The organism is Streptomyces sp. NPDC048521, from assembly GCF_043199855.1.
In the GTDB taxonomy this organism is placed as follows: Bacteria; Actinomycetota; Actinomycetes; order Streptomycetales; family Streptomycetaceae; genus Streptomyces.
In genome coordinates this window covers 311,073-325,022 of the sequence record NZ_JBICWR010000001.1, presented here as the reverse complement: position 1 = coordinate 325,022, position 13,950 = coordinate 311,073, and the positions used below count along the sequence as shown (strand labels likewise).

13 protein-coding genes and 1 pseudogene are annotated in these 13,950 nt (G+C 74.4%); 12 read left to right on the top strand and 2 right to left on the bottom strand.

The annotated features are described in order from the left end of the window. Positions 1–748: 748 nt before the first annotated feature. From ACGFRF_RS01485 to ACGFRF_RS01455, 7 genes are all read left to right on the top strand, one after another. Positions 749–1,741: a glycosyltransferase family 9 protein gene (locus tag ACGFRF_RS01485; protein ID WP_393736039.1), complete on the top strand. Its 993-nt coding sequence runs from the start codon at positions 749–751 to the stop codon at positions 1,739–1,741. Next, positions 1,731–2,672: a glycosyltransferase family 2 protein gene (locus ACGFRF_RS01480; RefSeq protein WP_393736037.1), complete on the top strand. Its 942-nt coding sequence runs from the start codon at positions 1,731–1,733 to the stop codon at positions 2,670–2,672. Before ACGFRF_RS01485 ends, ACGFRF_RS01480 begins: the two co-directional genes overlap by 11 nt. Then, positions 2,669–3,577, top strand: coding sequence for a glycosyltransferase family 2 protein (locus ACGFRF_RS01475; protein ID WP_393736035.1), 909 nt, complete (start codon positions 2,669–2,671; stop codon positions 3,575–3,577). Before ACGFRF_RS01480 ends, ACGFRF_RS01475 begins: the two co-directional genes overlap by 4 nt. Positions 3,578–3,832: 255 nt before the next feature. After that, positions 3,833–4,282, top strand: a complete 450-nt coding sequence (locus ACGFRF_RS01470; RefSeq protein ID WP_393736033.1) for an anti-sigma factor antagonist — start codon at positions 3,833–3,835, stop codon at positions 4,280–4,282. Between the two features lie 129 nt (positions 4,283–4,411). After that, on the top strand, positions 4,412–5,662 hold the full coding sequence (locus ACGFRF_RS01465; protein WP_393736031.1) for an ANTAR domain-containing protein: 1,251 nt from the start codon (positions 4,412–4,414) through the stop codon (positions 5,660–5,662). Between the two features lie 87 nt (positions 5,663–5,749). Next, the gene (locus tag ACGFRF_RS01460; RefSeq protein ID WP_393736029.1) at positions 5,750–5,953 is read left to right on the top strand and encodes a hypothetical protein; all 204 of its coding nucleotides are present in this window, start codon (positions 5,750–5,752) and stop codon (positions 5,951–5,953) included. 145 nt (positions 5,954–6,098) lie between these two features. Then, positions 6,099–6,554, top strand: a complete 456-nt coding sequence (locus ACGFRF_RS01455; protein ID WP_393736027.1) for an RpiB/LacA/LacB family sugar-phosphate isomerase — start codon at positions 6,099–6,101, stop codon at positions 6,552–6,554. A 70-nt stretch (positions 6,555–6,624) separates the two neighbouring features. Here the strand turns inward: ACGFRF_RS01455 and ACGFRF_RS01450 are convergent, their stop codons facing one another. Next, positions 6,625–6,990, bottom strand: coding sequence for a DUF6479 family protein (locus ACGFRF_RS01450; RefSeq protein ID WP_393736025.1), 366 nt, complete (start codon positions 6,988–6,990; stop codon positions 6,625–6,627). Between the two features lie 172 nt (positions 6,991–7,162). Between ACGFRF_RS01450 and ACGFRF_RS01445 the strand changes: the two genes are divergently transcribed. The 5 genes and pseudogenes from ACGFRF_RS01445 to ACGFRF_RS01425 all read left to right on the top strand — a co-directional run bounded on the left by ACGFRF_RS01445 (position 7,163) and on the right by ACGFRF_RS01425 (position 12,986). After that, positions 7,163–7,537: a ferredoxin gene (locus ACGFRF_RS01445; RefSeq protein WP_393736023.1), complete on the top strand. Its 375-nt coding sequence runs from the start codon at positions 7,163–7,165 to the stop codon at positions 7,535–7,537. Positions 7,538–7,726: 189 nt separating this feature from the next. Further along, on the top strand, positions 7,727–8,569 hold the full coding sequence (locus tag ACGFRF_RS01440) for an oxygenase MpaB family protein (protein WP_393736021.1): 843 nt from the start codon (positions 7,727–7,729) through the stop codon (positions 8,567–8,569). A 122-nt stretch (positions 8,570–8,691) separates the two neighbouring features. Beyond that, positions 8,692–9,483: pseudogene (locus ACGFRF_RS01435) on the top strand (serine/threonine-protein kinase); the annotation flags it as partial. Between the two features lie 195 nt (positions 9,484–9,678). After that, positions 9,679–11,241 carry a phytoene desaturase family protein gene (locus tag ACGFRF_RS01430; RefSeq protein ID WP_393737086.1) on the top strand — a complete coding sequence of 521 codons (1,563 nt, stop codon included), beginning with the start codon at positions 9,679–9,681 and terminating at the stop codon, positions 11,239–11,241. Positions 11,242–11,489: 248 nt separating this feature from the next. Further along, complete coding sequence (locus tag ACGFRF_RS01425; protein WP_393736019.1) at positions 11,490–12,986, top strand: acyl-CoA synthetase; 1,497 nt, start codon at positions 11,490–11,492, stop codon at positions 12,984–12,986. Here ACGFRF_RS01425 and ACGFRF_RS01420 read toward each other — a convergent pair. Further along, positions 12,976–13,857 (bottom strand): TIGR03620 family F420-dependent LLM class oxidoreductase, encoded by an 882-nt coding sequence (locus ACGFRF_RS01420; RefSeq protein WP_393736017.1) that lies wholly within the window; start codon positions 13,855–13,857, stop codon positions 12,976–12,978. The genes ACGFRF_RS01425 and ACGFRF_RS01420 overlap by 11 nt on opposite strands. Positions 13,858–13,950 lie beyond the last annotated feature (93 nt).

The window sequence follows — 13,950 nt, the reverse complement described above, 5'->3', positions numbered from 1 at the left end:
CGAACACCCTGCCGACCTTGGCTCCCGCATCCACCGCAGGCGGACCCGTGACCCGCCCAGGCATCTCGCCGGCCTTGGCCTCCGCACCTGACGGAAGTCGCCCCGCGGTCCGCACGGGTGCCCTGCCGGCCTCGGCTCCCGCACCCACCGCCGGCCGCCTGGCGATCCGCTCGGGCGTGCTGCCGCCCTCGGCTCCCGCCCCGATCGGAGACGGGCCCGTGAAAGGCCCGGGCATCCTCCCGGCCTCGGCTCCCGCACCCACCGGTGGCCGCCTGGTGATCCGCTCGGGCGTGCTGCCGCCCTCGGCTCCCGCGCCGATCGGAGGCGGGCTCGTGGAAGGCCCGGGCATCGTCGCGGCCTCGGCTCCCGCGCCCGCCGGTGGCCGCCTGGTGATCCGCTCGGGCGTGCTGCCGACGTCGGCTTCCGCGCCGATCGGAGGCGGGCTCGTGGAAGGCCCGGGCATCGTCGCGGCCTCGGCTCCCGCACCCACCGCCGGCCGCCTGGTGATCCGCCCAGGCATCCTGCCGGCCTTGGCCTCCGCACCTGACGGAAGTGGCCCTGCGGACCGCACGGGTGCCCCGCCGACCCCGGCTCCCGCGCCCCTCGGAGGCCGGTCCGTGAGCCGTACGGGAATCCTGTCGGCCGGAGTGCCCGCGCCGCACGGCGTCCGGCGGGGGTTCGCCGGCCCGCAGGTGATCCTCGCCCGCCGCCCGGCCTCGGCTCCCGCACCCATCGGAGGACGGACTCGGTGACCCGTACCCCGCATCCCCCGACCGTCCTGGTGCTGCGCGCGCTGGGGCTCGGTGATCTGCTGGCCGGTGTGCCCGCGCTGCGCGGTGTCCGGCGGGCCTTCCCGGGTCACCGGGTCGTCCTCGCGCAGCCGCCGGGCCTCACCGAACCCGCGCTGGCCACCGGGGCGATCGACGCGGTGTTCGCGGCCGAGGCGCCGGGGCGGGCGGTGCCGTCCCTGACGCACTGGGCCGGGCCGCCGCCCGACGTGGCGATCGACCTGCACGGGAACGGCCCCGAGAGCCGCGACGCGCTCGCCGCCCTCCGCCCGCGCCGGCTGCTCGCCCACGCCTGCCCCGGCGGGCCGCCATGGCAGGGCCACGCCCACGAACGGGACCGCTGGTGCGCCTTCCTGCGCGGCTACGGCATCCCGGCCGACCCGCTGGACCTGCGGCTGCCCCGCCCCGGCACGCCGTCCCCGGCGCCGGGGACGGTGGTCGTGCACCCGGGAGCGGCCTCGGGCTCGCGCCGCTGGCCGGGGGAGCGGTTCGCCGCCGTCGTACGGTGCCTGCGCGCCGCCGGACACCACGTGGTGCTCACCGGCGGCCCCGGCGAGGACGCGCTGGTCCGCTCGGTCGCCGAGCGCGGCGGACAGCGGGCGCAGGACGTGCTGACCGGCGGCCTGCCCTTCGGGGAACTGTCCGCTCTGGTGGCGGAGGCGTCCCTGGTGCTCAGCGGCGACACCGGCCTCGCGCATCTCGCCGTCGCCCACGGCACCCGCTCCGTCACCCTGTTCGGACCCGTCTCCCCGCGCCTGTGGGGCCCGCCCCCCAGCCCGCACCACCTGGCGCTGTGGAAGCCCGGCCCGCCCGGCGACCCGCACGGCCGCACCCCCGACGCGCGCCTCCTGCGCATCCCTACCGGCGAGGTCGCCTCGGCCTGTCTGACGCTGCTCCGGCCGGTCCGCAACCGGGCCCGGCAGCCAGCACTGGAGGTGGCCCGTGTCGACTGAGCGCACCCCCGGACGCTCCCGCCGGCCCGCCACCGCGGGCGACCCCCGCCTCACCGTCGCCGTGATCACCCGCGACCGGTGCGCCAGTCTCCTGCGCACCCTCGACGCGCTGGCCGCGCTGCCCGAGCGCCCGCCCGTCATCGTCGTCGACAACTCCCGCGACGACACCACCCGCGCGGCCGTGCGCGGCCACCCGGCCGTCGACCGGCTGCTGCGCCCCACCGCCAACACCGGAGCCATCGGCCGCAATCTGGCCGTCCGCCACGCCCGCACGCCGTACGTCGCCTTCAGCGACGACGACTCCTGGTGGGAGCCGGGCAGCCTCCGCCGGGCCGCCGACCTCCTCGACGCCCACCCCCGGCTCGGCCTGCTCGCCGCCCGCACCCTGGTCGGCGACGAGGCCGCCGAGGACCCCCTCAACGCGAAGCTGGCCGCCTCACCCGTGCCGCCCGAGCCGGATCTGCCCGGCCGCCCGGTGCTCGGCTTCCTCGCCTGCGCCTGCGTGGTGCGCCGGGAAGCCTTCCTGAGCGCGGGCGGCTTCCACCCGCTGCTCTTCTTCGGCGGCGAGGAGACGCTGCTCGCCTACGACCTGGCCGCGAGGGGCTGGGGTGTTGCCTACGAGCCCTCCCTGTGCGCCCGCCACCATCCCGCGGACCAGGGCCGCACCGGCCGCTCCTTCCTCGTCCGGCGCAACCACGTGCTCACGACCTGCCTGCGCCGCCCCTGGCCCGTCGCCCTGCGCGCCGGCGCCCGCCTCGCCCTGGCCGCGGGCGCCGGCCGCCCCGGTGCCCGCCGCGCCCTCAAGGAGACCGTGGAGCGGCTCCCGGCCGCCCTCGCCCGCCGCCGCACCCTGCCCCCGCACGTCGAACACGCCGCCCGCCTGCTCGACCGGCAGGCGGCCGGACGCCGGGAGGAGGACGCCCCGCCATGACCCGGACGCACGCCGACGCCCGTACGACCGTCGTCCTGATCACCCACAACCGTCGCGACGAACTCCTGCACACCCTCGCCCTGCTGCGCCGGCTGCCCGAACGCCCGCCGGTGATCATCACCGACAACGGCTCCACCGACGGCACCGCCGAAGCCGTCGCCCGGGACTTCCCCGAGATGACCCTGCTGCGCCCCGGCCGCAATCTCGGGGCCATCGGCCGCAACCTGGCCGTCCAGCGGGTCCGCACCCCTTACGTCGCGTTCTGCGACGACGACACCTGGTGGGAGCCGGGCAGTCTGCGGCGGGCCGCCGACCTGCTCGACGCCCGGCCCCGGCTCGCGGCCGTCACCGCACGGATCGTCGTGGAACCGGGCGGCACCGAGGACCCGGTCGTGCGCGAGCTGCGGGAATCCCCGCTGCCCGGCCCCGACTGGCTCCCGGGCCCCGCGCTCGGCTCCTTCCTCGCCGCCGCCACCGTGCTGCGCGCCGAGGCCTTCCGCGCCGGCGGCGGCTTCCACCCCGGCCTGTGGCTCGGCGGCGAGGAGGAACTGCTCGCCTGCGACCTGCTGCGCCAGGGCTGGTGGCTCGCCTACGCCGAGGAGCTGACCGTGCACCACCACGCCTCCCGGCTGCGCGACAGCACGGCCCGCCGCGTTCTCGGGCTGCGCAACACGCTGTGGTTCACCTGGTTGCGCCGCCCGCTGGTCCCGGCCCTGCGCCGCACCGGGCACCTGATCCGCACCGTGCCCCGCGACGCCGCCTCCGTACGTGCGTTCGCCCACGCCACCGCAGGTCTGCCCTGGGTGCTGCGCCAACGCGACCCGGTCCCACCGGACCTGGAACGCAGCCTGGCCGCACTGGAGCGGGCGCGCAGGACATCACCCGCACGGCGGTACGTCGGCTGAGTCCCGCGGCGCGGGACGCGCAGCCTGCGCGGGCGAGCCCGGCGTCGGTGTGCCGCGGACCCCGCAACGGCGGACGCCGGTCGCGGGTGTGCCGCGGACCCCGCAACGGCGGACGCCGGTCGCGCGCACGGTGCGGTGCCGTCCCCGACACGCCCAGGTGAGTGTCGTTGCAACGGGCCTGCGCCGCAGGCACAGTGATGCCTCCGGTCAAGACGCGGCTGGCTGATCCTTCCCCGCCCAGGAAGCCCGATCCCCATGGAAAACGGTCAGGTCCTCCGTGCCCGCGCCCGCCCCGGCGGCCCGGCCCCGCTGCTTCTGCAGACCGTGCACGAGCACCGCCCCGAGGTCGGGGGAATCAGTGTCCTCAAAGCCCGGGGCACGGTCGACACGTGCAACGCCCTGGAGTTCTGCAAGGCCCTCGCGGACCACATCGCGCACGCCGACCAGGCCGCGGAACACCCCCTGCTAGACCTGACCGAGGTGTATCTGGCCTGCGCGGCCGCCGTACGGTCCCTGGACCGGGCGACCGGCGTCCTCGCCTGCTCCGGCCGTGCCCTGCCCGTCGTACAGCCGAGACCCCACGTGCGGGAGGCGCTGCGGACGGCCGGCCTGCCGGGCGTGCGGGTGCATGCCACGATGGCGTCGGCCCTGGAGACGCTGGCGTCCCGGAGCGGGGGACCGGACGAACCCGGCGGTGCCGGCTGACGCGAGCACGGGCGGCTCACCCGGCGCGGTGGACGATGCGGTTGAGCGTCTGTCACCTACCGTGCAAGGTGGTCAGGAAGAGGCCGACCGAGTTTTCTGTGACGTCTTGTCTGGGGATGCGGTGATGCCATGAAAGCCCCTTCCGACCGGCCCGGCGCACCGGCCTCCCTGGTCATCGAGTCCTCCGTCGTCGAGGGCCTGCCCGCCGAGGGGGCCCTGCTCCTGCGCATGTCCGGCAGCCTCGGCACGCACGGGGTCCAGGCCTGGTCGGCGGAGCTGCGCGGCCATCTGGAACAGGCCGACCGCGCCGGGCTGCGGCCCGTCCTGGACATGGCCCATGTACAGCTGGGCGGCGCCGCCGTGCTGCGCACGCTCAGCGAGACCACCCGGATGCGCGTCGGGCGCCCGGACCTGATCATCGTCCGGGCCCGCCCCGGCGTGCGCGAGGCGGTGCACCTCGCCCGTCTGGACGGCGTCCAGCTGTACGCCACCCTCGACGAGGCGCTGCGGGAGCTGGCGCGTGCCGCCGCCCGCGTGGAGGAGCTGCCCGCCTGGCGGTCGCAGATGGCGGACCCGCTGCGGCCCTCCTACGAGGACCTGCACAAGGAGGTCCGCGCGCTGCGCGCCCGGGTGCGCACCGCCCCGGTGATCGGCATGGCGCAGGGCACGCTGATGGTCCGTTACGGCCTGCCGGACCCCGGCTGCGCCTTCCGGGCGCTGCGCGATGCCTCGCAGCGGTTCAACGTACCGCTGCGCGTCCTCGTCTCCGCCGTGGTGGTGGCCCGGCCCCCGGACGGCGAGGTGTGGTTCCCGGGCCGCCGCGCCCTGCCCGTGCCGCAGTTGCGCCTCCTGGGCCGGGGCGGCCGGGACCCGCGCTACCGGCGGCAGATGATCGAGGCGGTGCTGCGTGAGGCACTGGCCGTCGGGCAGGCGCCCGCCGGGTACGTGCAGTGCGTGGACCCCGCCGTCAACGCGCTGATGCTGGAGACCCACCACGGTTGCGCGGAAACGTTCCTCGACCACCTCGTGCGCGGCTGGGACGACGGCACGGCCGACGCCGCCGCCCGGATCCGGGGACGCCGGGTGAGCGTGCCCGACGTGGCCGCCGACGCCCTGCTCTCCGACGAGTGCCGGCGTGCTCTGCTGACCACCGGCACACACGCCCTGCAGAGCGTCCCCGTGCTGTCCTCGGCCGGTTCCTGCACCGGCGTGATCAGTCTGCACTGGCCCGACGCCGGTCACCGGCCGACCGCCGCGCAGGCCGAGGCCTTCGGCGTGCTGGCCTCCGACATGGCGGCATGGCTGAGCTGGTACCACCGCTCGGTGCTCCTCGACGCCCTGGAACATCTCCACAGGATGCTGACCTGCTCCGCCCCCTGAGCCGGTCCACCGGATGTGCGTCACCCGCGCAGCCCTGGGAACCCGGACCCCGCAGCGAACACACACCACCTGGAGGGAGTCGGGCGCATGTCCAATCCGCAGCAGCCCGAACAGCGGCGCAGTGACAAGGGAGGCTCCACCCCGCAGGACAGCGGCGAGCTCAAGGCCCGCCAGTCGGCCGACCGCGGCGCGGGCGCCCGCCCGCACGGCTCTGACAAGGGTGGAAAGAGCGGCAAGGGCGGGGGCGAGGGCGGCGGAGTGCCTCCGGCGCAGCAGCCCGATCACCCCTGACCCACGGCCGAGACCACCGCTGACACGGCCGATGAGACACGGCCATGGTCAGACCTTCCCGCCGGCCCCGCAGGCACCGCCCTCGCCTGCGGGGCCGTGGTGTGCGTAGGCACTGCCGCCGCCGGGCAGGCGCTACGCTCCCCATATGCGGATCTCCGTCTCCTCCGACATGGACGAACCCGTGGCCCGCCTCCTCGTGGCGGAGCTGCGGCAGCGCGGGCACGAGGTCCGCGCGCACGGTGCCCTGCGACCCGGGGCCGACGCGCAGTGGGCGGCTTGCTCGGAGGCGGCCGCCCGGGACGTCGCCGAGGGCCTGGCCGAGCAGGCGGTGGTGTGCTGCTGGACCGGTACCGGCGCGTCCATCGCGGCCAACAAGGTGCCGGGCGTACGCGCCGCCCTGTGCACCGACGCCACCACGGCGGACGGCGCCCGCCGCTGGAACGACGCCAACGCGCTGGCGCTCAGCCTGCGCCTGACCTCGGAGCCGGTGCTGAAGGAGATCCTCGACGCCTGGTTCGCCGCCGAGCCCAGCCAGGACCCTGAGGATGTGCGCAATGTGGCCCGCGTCGGCCGCCTGGACGCCACCCGGAAGGGTTCCTAGAGGCGCCCGGCGGTCCGGCGCGGGCCGGTGACCGGGTCGTGGCGCGGGCCGCGTGGGCCGCGCGGGGGATTCAGTGGGCGCCGAGTCCGCCGCCGCCGAACGAGCCGCTGGACCCCCGGCTCCAGCGCGGACGGTCCTTGGACTCGCTGGTCTTGGAGTCCATGTTGCTCAGCTCGTACGGGGTGAGCGGGCGACCGCCCTTGGGCATCTTCGGAATCTCCGCGGATTCCCGGTTCTCCCGGATCTCGTGCACCGGCCCGTCCGGTGGCAGCTGAGGCTGTTCCTCCGGTCGCGGCCGGGCGGACTCGCGGTACTTGATGCGGGAGTTCATCCAGAAGCCGCCGGCGAGCAGCGCCAGGAGACCCATGGCCACGATGAATAGCACGAGGCTCATCAGGCCGCTCGCCGCGGCCAGCTGCGTCGATGCGGTAGTCATAGGACAGGGATACCCGCCCAGAAGGGGATGAACCGGACGTTATCGGTGACCGGTCGTCGACGGACGGCGACGCGGTCCAGCTGCCGCTCAGCCCCTCCCCCCGCACCTTTTTGCCGCCTTTCCGGTCCGGGGTCGGTGGTTTGCGGCTCCCCGGCCCGGCTACCCGCAGGATGTGACACCGCCGACCTCGCAGCAGCAGCTCTACCGGTTCCTGGAGGACCGTTTCACCTGTGCCCAGGCCTGCACGGAATGCGCCCGGGCCTGTGCGGTCCACGCCAGCCTCGTCGACCCGGACGGCACCGAGCGCCAGGAGCGCGTACGCCGGCTGGGCATCATGTGCGCCGAGGTGTGCGACGCCACCTGCCGCGCCCTGTGCGAGGAGAACAGCCAGGACGAGGAGAGCATCCGGGTCCGGCTGGAGTGGTGCCGCTCCGTCTGCCTCGAATGCGCCCGCGCCTTCGACGAGCACCCCGGCGCCGAGTCGGCCGCGGCGACGTGCCGGTCCTGCGCCGACGCCTGCTCGGAATTCCTGGAGAGCCTGCGGTGACCGCCCTCGCGCAGCTCCGCGCCTGACCGGGCCACCTGAACTCGAGCCCGACGCCGGCACCCACCTGGCCTCCCTGAAGACACCCCCGCCGGCCACTACGAGAACATCCGGGGCCCCGTCTCCGCCGGGGCGGCGAGGAGAACCAGGGCCGGCGGCTGATCACCGAGGGTGCGGCGCTAGCCTTCGGGCATGGGTGATCCCGGGCTGTTCACGCCGAACTCCGTGACCTGGCAGATGCACGGCGACCCCATGATGTGGGTCGCCGGCGTCCGCGCGCTCTACCTCCAGGCTCTGCATCCGCGCGCGGTCCGCGGCGTCATGCAGAACTCCGACTTCCGCCGCGACGCGTGGGGCCGGCTGATGCGCACGGCCGACTTCGTCGGCACCACGACGTACGGCACGACCGAGGCCGCCGAACGCGCGGGCGCCCGCGTGCGGAAGATCCACAGCATGCTGACGGCGACCGACCCGGACACCGGTGAGCGGTACGGCGTGGACGAGCCGGAGCTGCTGCTGTGGGTGCACTGCGCGGAGATCGACTCCTATCTGCACGTGCTGCGCCGCTCCGGTTTTCCGCTCGGCGACGCCCACGCCGACCGGTACATCGCCGAACACCGGGTCAGCGCCCGCCTGGTGGGCCTCGATCCTGAGACGGTACCGGCCGACCGGGCGGAACTCGCCGCGTACTTCGAGCGGGTGCGGCCCGAACTCGCCGCGGGGCCCGAGGCGCACGAGGTGGACGACTTCCTGCTCCGTCCACCGACGCACCCCCTCCTCGTCCCGGCGCGCGAGGTGCTGTGGCGGCGCGTGGCGCGCCTGGCGTACGCCGCACTGCCGCCGTACGCCCACCAGCTGTACGGCAGACCCGCCCCGGCACCCGCCGTCGTCACCCGCAGACTCCGGACCACGGGCGCCCTGCTGCGCCGCATTCCCGCACGTGTGCGCTGGCAGCTTCCGCCCAAACACATCCTGCGCGCGATGGCGAGGCTCGGCCCGCAGGTGCGTCCCGCACCGTACAAAGTCGGACGATAGGCCGCCATGATGGACGAGCAGGGGGGTGTGTCGCGGACCGGGGCGACCCGGTGCGGCCGCGTGCGGTCCGGCGACGGCCTCCCGGGGGCGGGGGCGGACGGCGACGGGGGCGGCGGATCGCTATGGGGGAGCACAAGCTCATTCAGGGCCTGTACCGGCTCCTCGACCTGATCGGGCGGGGCGGGATGGGCGAGGTGTGGCGGGCCCGGGACGAGTCCCTGGGCCGGCGGGTCGCGGTGAAATGCCTCAAGCCGCCCGGCCCGTACCCCGATCCGTCCCTCACCCAGGTTCTTCGGGAGCGGTTCCGCCGGGAGGCCCGGGTGGCCGCCGCGCTCTCCCACCGCGGAGTGACCGTCGTCCACGACTTCGGCGAGGACGACGGCGTCCCCTACCTGGTGATGGAGCTGCTGGAGGGCCGCGACCTGAGCCGGCTGCTGGAGGACAACAAAGGACATCCGCTGCCCGTGGACGACGTGGCCGAGATCGCCGGCCAGGTCGCCGCCGCCCTCGCCTACACCCATCGACAGGGCGTGGTCCACCGGGACCTGAAGCCCGCCAACATCGTGCTGCTGACCGACGGCACCGTGAAGATCTGCGACTTCGGCATCGCCCGTCTGGGCCACCACATCGGCTTCACCGCCCGGCTGACCGGTACCGGTGTCGCACTCGGCACCCCGCACTACGTGTCCCCGGAGCAGATCGGCGGCGGCGCGGTCGACCAGCGCAGCGACCTGTACTCGCTGGGCTGCGTCCTGTACGAGATCGCCACGGGCACACCGCCGTTCGATCTCGAGGACGCCTGGGCGATCCTCCTCGGCCACCGCGACACCCCGCCCCCGCCGCCACGCGAGCGGCGCCCGGAGCTGCCGTCCTTCCTCGACCGCGTCATCCTCGACCTACTCGCCAAGCGACCCGAGGAACGGCCCCCCTCGGCCGCGCCACGGAGGCCCGGGAGCTCTACCGCCGGGTCGCGGCGGTCCGCCGGCGCGGGACATCCGGGGAAACCTGACGGGGGCCGGGAGACGGCGGCCGGTGTTCAGGCGGGGGTTCGGTGGGGTCCAGTGGGCCCGCCTCTGGCCGCCGCGGATCAGCGCGTGTTACGAAGGACCATGCCTGCCAACGAGGGAACCCGCGCGTACGACGCCGTCATCGTCGGCGGCGGCCACAACGGCTTGGTCGCCGCCGCCTACCTGGCCAGGGCCGGCCGGTCCGTGCTGGTGCTGGAACGGCTGGACCACACGGGCGGCGCCGCCGTCTCCACCCGCCCCTTCGCCGGTGTCGACGCCCGTCTGTCGCGCTACTCGTACCTCGTCAGCCTGCTCCCGCAGAAGATCGTCAGCGACCTCGGCCTGGACTTCCGCCTCCGCTCCCGCACGATCTCCTCGTACACGCCCGTGGAGCGGGACGGACGGCCGACCGGACTCCTCGTCGGTGGTGGCGAGCAGCGCACCCGGGAGGCCTTCACCCGGCTGACCGGAGGCGAGCGCGAGTACGACGCCTGGCAGCGCTTCTACGGCATGACCGGCCAGGTCGCCCAGCGCGTCTTCCCGACACTCACCGAACCCCTGCCGACCCGCGACGAGCTGCGCCGCCGCATCGACGACGAGACCGCCTGGCGGGCACTGTTCGAGGAACCGATCGGTGTCGCCGTCGAGGGCAGGTTCAGCGACGACCTGGTCCGGGGCGTCGTGCTCACCGACGCGCTGATCGGCACCTTCGCCGATGCCCACGACCCCTCCCTCGCCCAGAACCGGTGTTTCCTCTACCACGTCATCGGCGGCGGAACCGGAGCCTGGGACGTGCCCGTCGGCGGCATGGGCGCCCTCACCGACGCGCTGGCCGCGGCGGCCCGCTCGGCGGGCGCGGTCATCGCCACCGGACACGAGGTGGTCCGCATCGACACCGACGGGCACACCGCCGAGGTCGCCTACCGCACCGCCGACGGGGAGGGCGCCGCCGCCGCCCGGCACGTCCTGGTCAACGCCTCCCCCCAGGCACTGGCCGCCCTGACCGGCGACACCTCGCCGGAGCCCGCCGAGGGCGCCCAGCTCAAGGTCAACATGCTGCTCACGCGGCTGCCGAAGCTCCGCGACCCCGACGCCGATCCCCGCGAGGCCTTCGCCGGCACCTTCCACATCGCCGAGGGCTACCGGCAGCTGGCCACCGCCCATGCCCAGGCCGCCGCCGGGGAACTCCCCGCCACGCCCCCCTCGGAGATCTACTGCCACTCCCTGACCGACCCCACCATCCTCGGCCCGGACCTCGCCGAGCGCGGCTACCAGACCCTCACCCTCTTCGGACTGCACACCCCGGCCCGGCTCTTCGACCGGGACAACGACGCGGTACGCGAGGAACTGCTGAAGTCGACCCTCGCCCAGCTCGACGCCCACCTCGCCGAACCGCTCGCCGACTGCCTGGCCACCGACGCCGACGGCCGTCCCTGCATCGAGGCGAAGACCCCGCTCGACCTCGAACGGGATCTGCGGCTGCCCGGCGGCAACATCTTCCACCGGGCCCTGTCCTGGCCGTACGCCCAGGAGGACACGGGGCGTTGGGGTGTGGAGACCCGGCACACCAACGTCCTGCTGTGCGGCGCGGGCGCGGTGCGCGGGGGAGGGGTGAGCGGGGTACCGGGACACAACGCGGCGATGGCGGTCCTGGAACGCAACTGACCTCTCCCGCTGGTCGTCCTGGCCCGCCTCCCGGTCCGCCCTGGCCGGCCGACTCCTGCCCTCCCACGGCCGTGATGCGGGCGGTGTCCGCCGGGCGTGCGTGCCCCGCCGAACACCACGTTCCGCCTGCCTCCGCACGCATCGGCGTCGCGGCTGAGCGCCCCCTGCCGGGAAGGGCGCACCCGGCCGCTGTGACCGCGGCCCCGGGTGCTTGACCGGCGGGTCCGGCGGCCCGAGGATCGGCTGTCATGATGCAGGGACACGGCAGTACGGTCGACGGGGTCCTGCGACGCAGCGCCCGGCGCACCCCGGCACGCGTCGCGGTGGAGTACCTCGAGCGCAGATGGACCTACGAGGAACTCGACGACGCCGTCTCCCGTGCGGCCGGGCTCCTGCGCGCGCAAGGACTCGCGCCGGGCGACCGGGTCGGCGCCTTCGGCCACAACTCCGACGCCTACCTGATCGGGTTCCTGGCCTGCGCCCGCGCGGGCCTGGTCCACGTACCGGTCAACCAGAACCTCACCGGGGACGACCTGGCGTACCTCGTCGGCCAGTCGGGCAGCACGCTGGTGCTCGCGGACCCGGACCTCGCCGGCCGGCTTCCGCGGGGCGTACGCGTACTGCCGCTGCGGAACAGTGAGGACTCCCTCCTGGCCCGGCTGCCGGACGCACCTCCGTACGACGGGCCCGAGCCCCGCACCGAGGACCTGGTGCAGCTGCTGTACACCTCCGGCACGACCGCTCTGCCCAAGGGCGCGATGATGACCCACCGGGCCCTGGTGCACGAGTACTTGAGCGCCATCACGGCCCTCGACCTGAGCGCCGGAGACCGTCCCGTGCACGCGCTGCCGCTCTACCACTCCGCCCAGATGCACGTGTTCCTGCTGCCCTACCTGGCGGTCGGCGCGACCAGCATCATCCTGGACGCGCCGGACGGGGACCGGCTCTTCGATCTCGTCGAAGCCGGCCGCGTGGACAGCCTGTTCGCGCCGCCCACGGTGTGGATCGGCCTCGCGAACCGGCCCGACTTCGCCACCCGCGACCTCGGCGGGCTGCGCAAGGCGTACTACGGCGCGTCCATCATGCCGGTGCCCGTGCTGGAGCGGCTGCGCGAACGCCTGCCGGGGCTCGCCTTCTACAACTGTTTCGGGCAGAGCGAGATCGGCCCGCTCGCCACCGTGCTGGGCCCCGACGAGCACACGGGCCGGCTGGACTCCTGCGGCCGGACCGTGCTGTTCGTGGACGCCCGCGTCGTGGACGACGAGGGGGAGGACGTCCCCGACGGCACGCCGGGCGAAATCGTCTACCGCTCACCGCAGTTGTGCGAGGGCTACTGGGACAAGCCCGAGGAGACCGCCGAGGCGTTCCGGGACGGCTGGTTCCACTCGGGCGACCTCGCGGTGCGCGACGCCGACGGCTACTTCACCATCGTCGACCGGGTGAAGGACGTCATCAACTCCGGTGGTGTGCTGGTCGCCTCCCGCCAGATCGAGGACGCCCTGTACACCCACGAGGCGGTGGCCGAGGCCGCAGTGATCGGCCTGCCCGACGAGCGGTGGATCGAGGCGGTCACGGCGGTCGTCGTCCCGCGCGGCGAGGTGACCGAGGAGCAGCTGATCGACCATGTGAAGGGAAAACTCACGGCCTTCAAGGCGCCCAAGCGGGTGCTGTTCGTGGACGGGCTGCCGCGCAACGCCAGCGGGAAGATCCTCAAGCGCGAGTTGCGGGACCGCTTCAGCGGTTAGCCGGGCGCTTCGACGGCGACAGCGCGTCGGCCAGCACGCGCCAGTGCGGCAGCGCGGAAGCGCCCGGTTCGACGCCGATCACCTGCACGGCCACATGGTCGGCGCCGGCCTCCACATGGCCGTGCAGCTTCCGGACGACCTCGTCCGGGTCGCCCCAGAACACCAGGTCGTCCACGAAACGGTCGCTGCCGCCGCCGGAGAGGTCGTCGTCCGTGTACCCGAGCCGACGGAACTTGGCGATGTTGTAGGGGGTTTCGAGGTAGCCGCGCAGATGCGCGCGCGCCACGGCGCGGGCCCGGTCCGGATCGGTCTCGAACAGCACCGCGTGCTCCACGGCCAGGAAGGCGTCCGGCCCGAGGATCTCCCGCGCCTGCGCGGTGTGGGCCACGTTCACGTGGTAGGTCTGGGCGCCGTCGGCGCGGTCGCGGGCCAGCTCCAGCATCTTCGGGCCGTAGGCGGCCAGCAGGCGCCGTAGCCGTGCCCCGGGGCGCGGGTTGGGGCTCTGCGGGGCGTCCAGCTCGTCGAGGTACGCGGCCATGGCGGCCAGCGGCTTGATCCCGGGCCGGGGATCACCGCCGAAGCCCAGGCCGAGCACGTGCCGACCGGGGTAGGCGTCCGCGAGCAGCAGCGCGGCCCCGTACGTCCAGCGTGCTTCCCGGGACCAGATCCGGGCGATCCCGTTGACCACGCTCAGCCGCCGCGTGGAGGCGAGCAGAAAGCCGGCGTGCGTGAACGCGTCCCGCCCGAGCAGCTCCGGGATCCAGAGCGCCCGCCAGCCCAGCTCTTCCAGTTCCTGGACCGACTCCCGCACCTGCGCGGCCGGCTGGTGCTCGAAGTCGAACGTGTAGATCCCGAAGGTGCCGAGGTCCATGAGTGTGCTCCTCACAAGGCGGACGTGGCTGCTGGTATCGCTCAATCGGAATATCGCAGAATTTCGATATGAAGTGCAAGGGTGAGCCCCGGT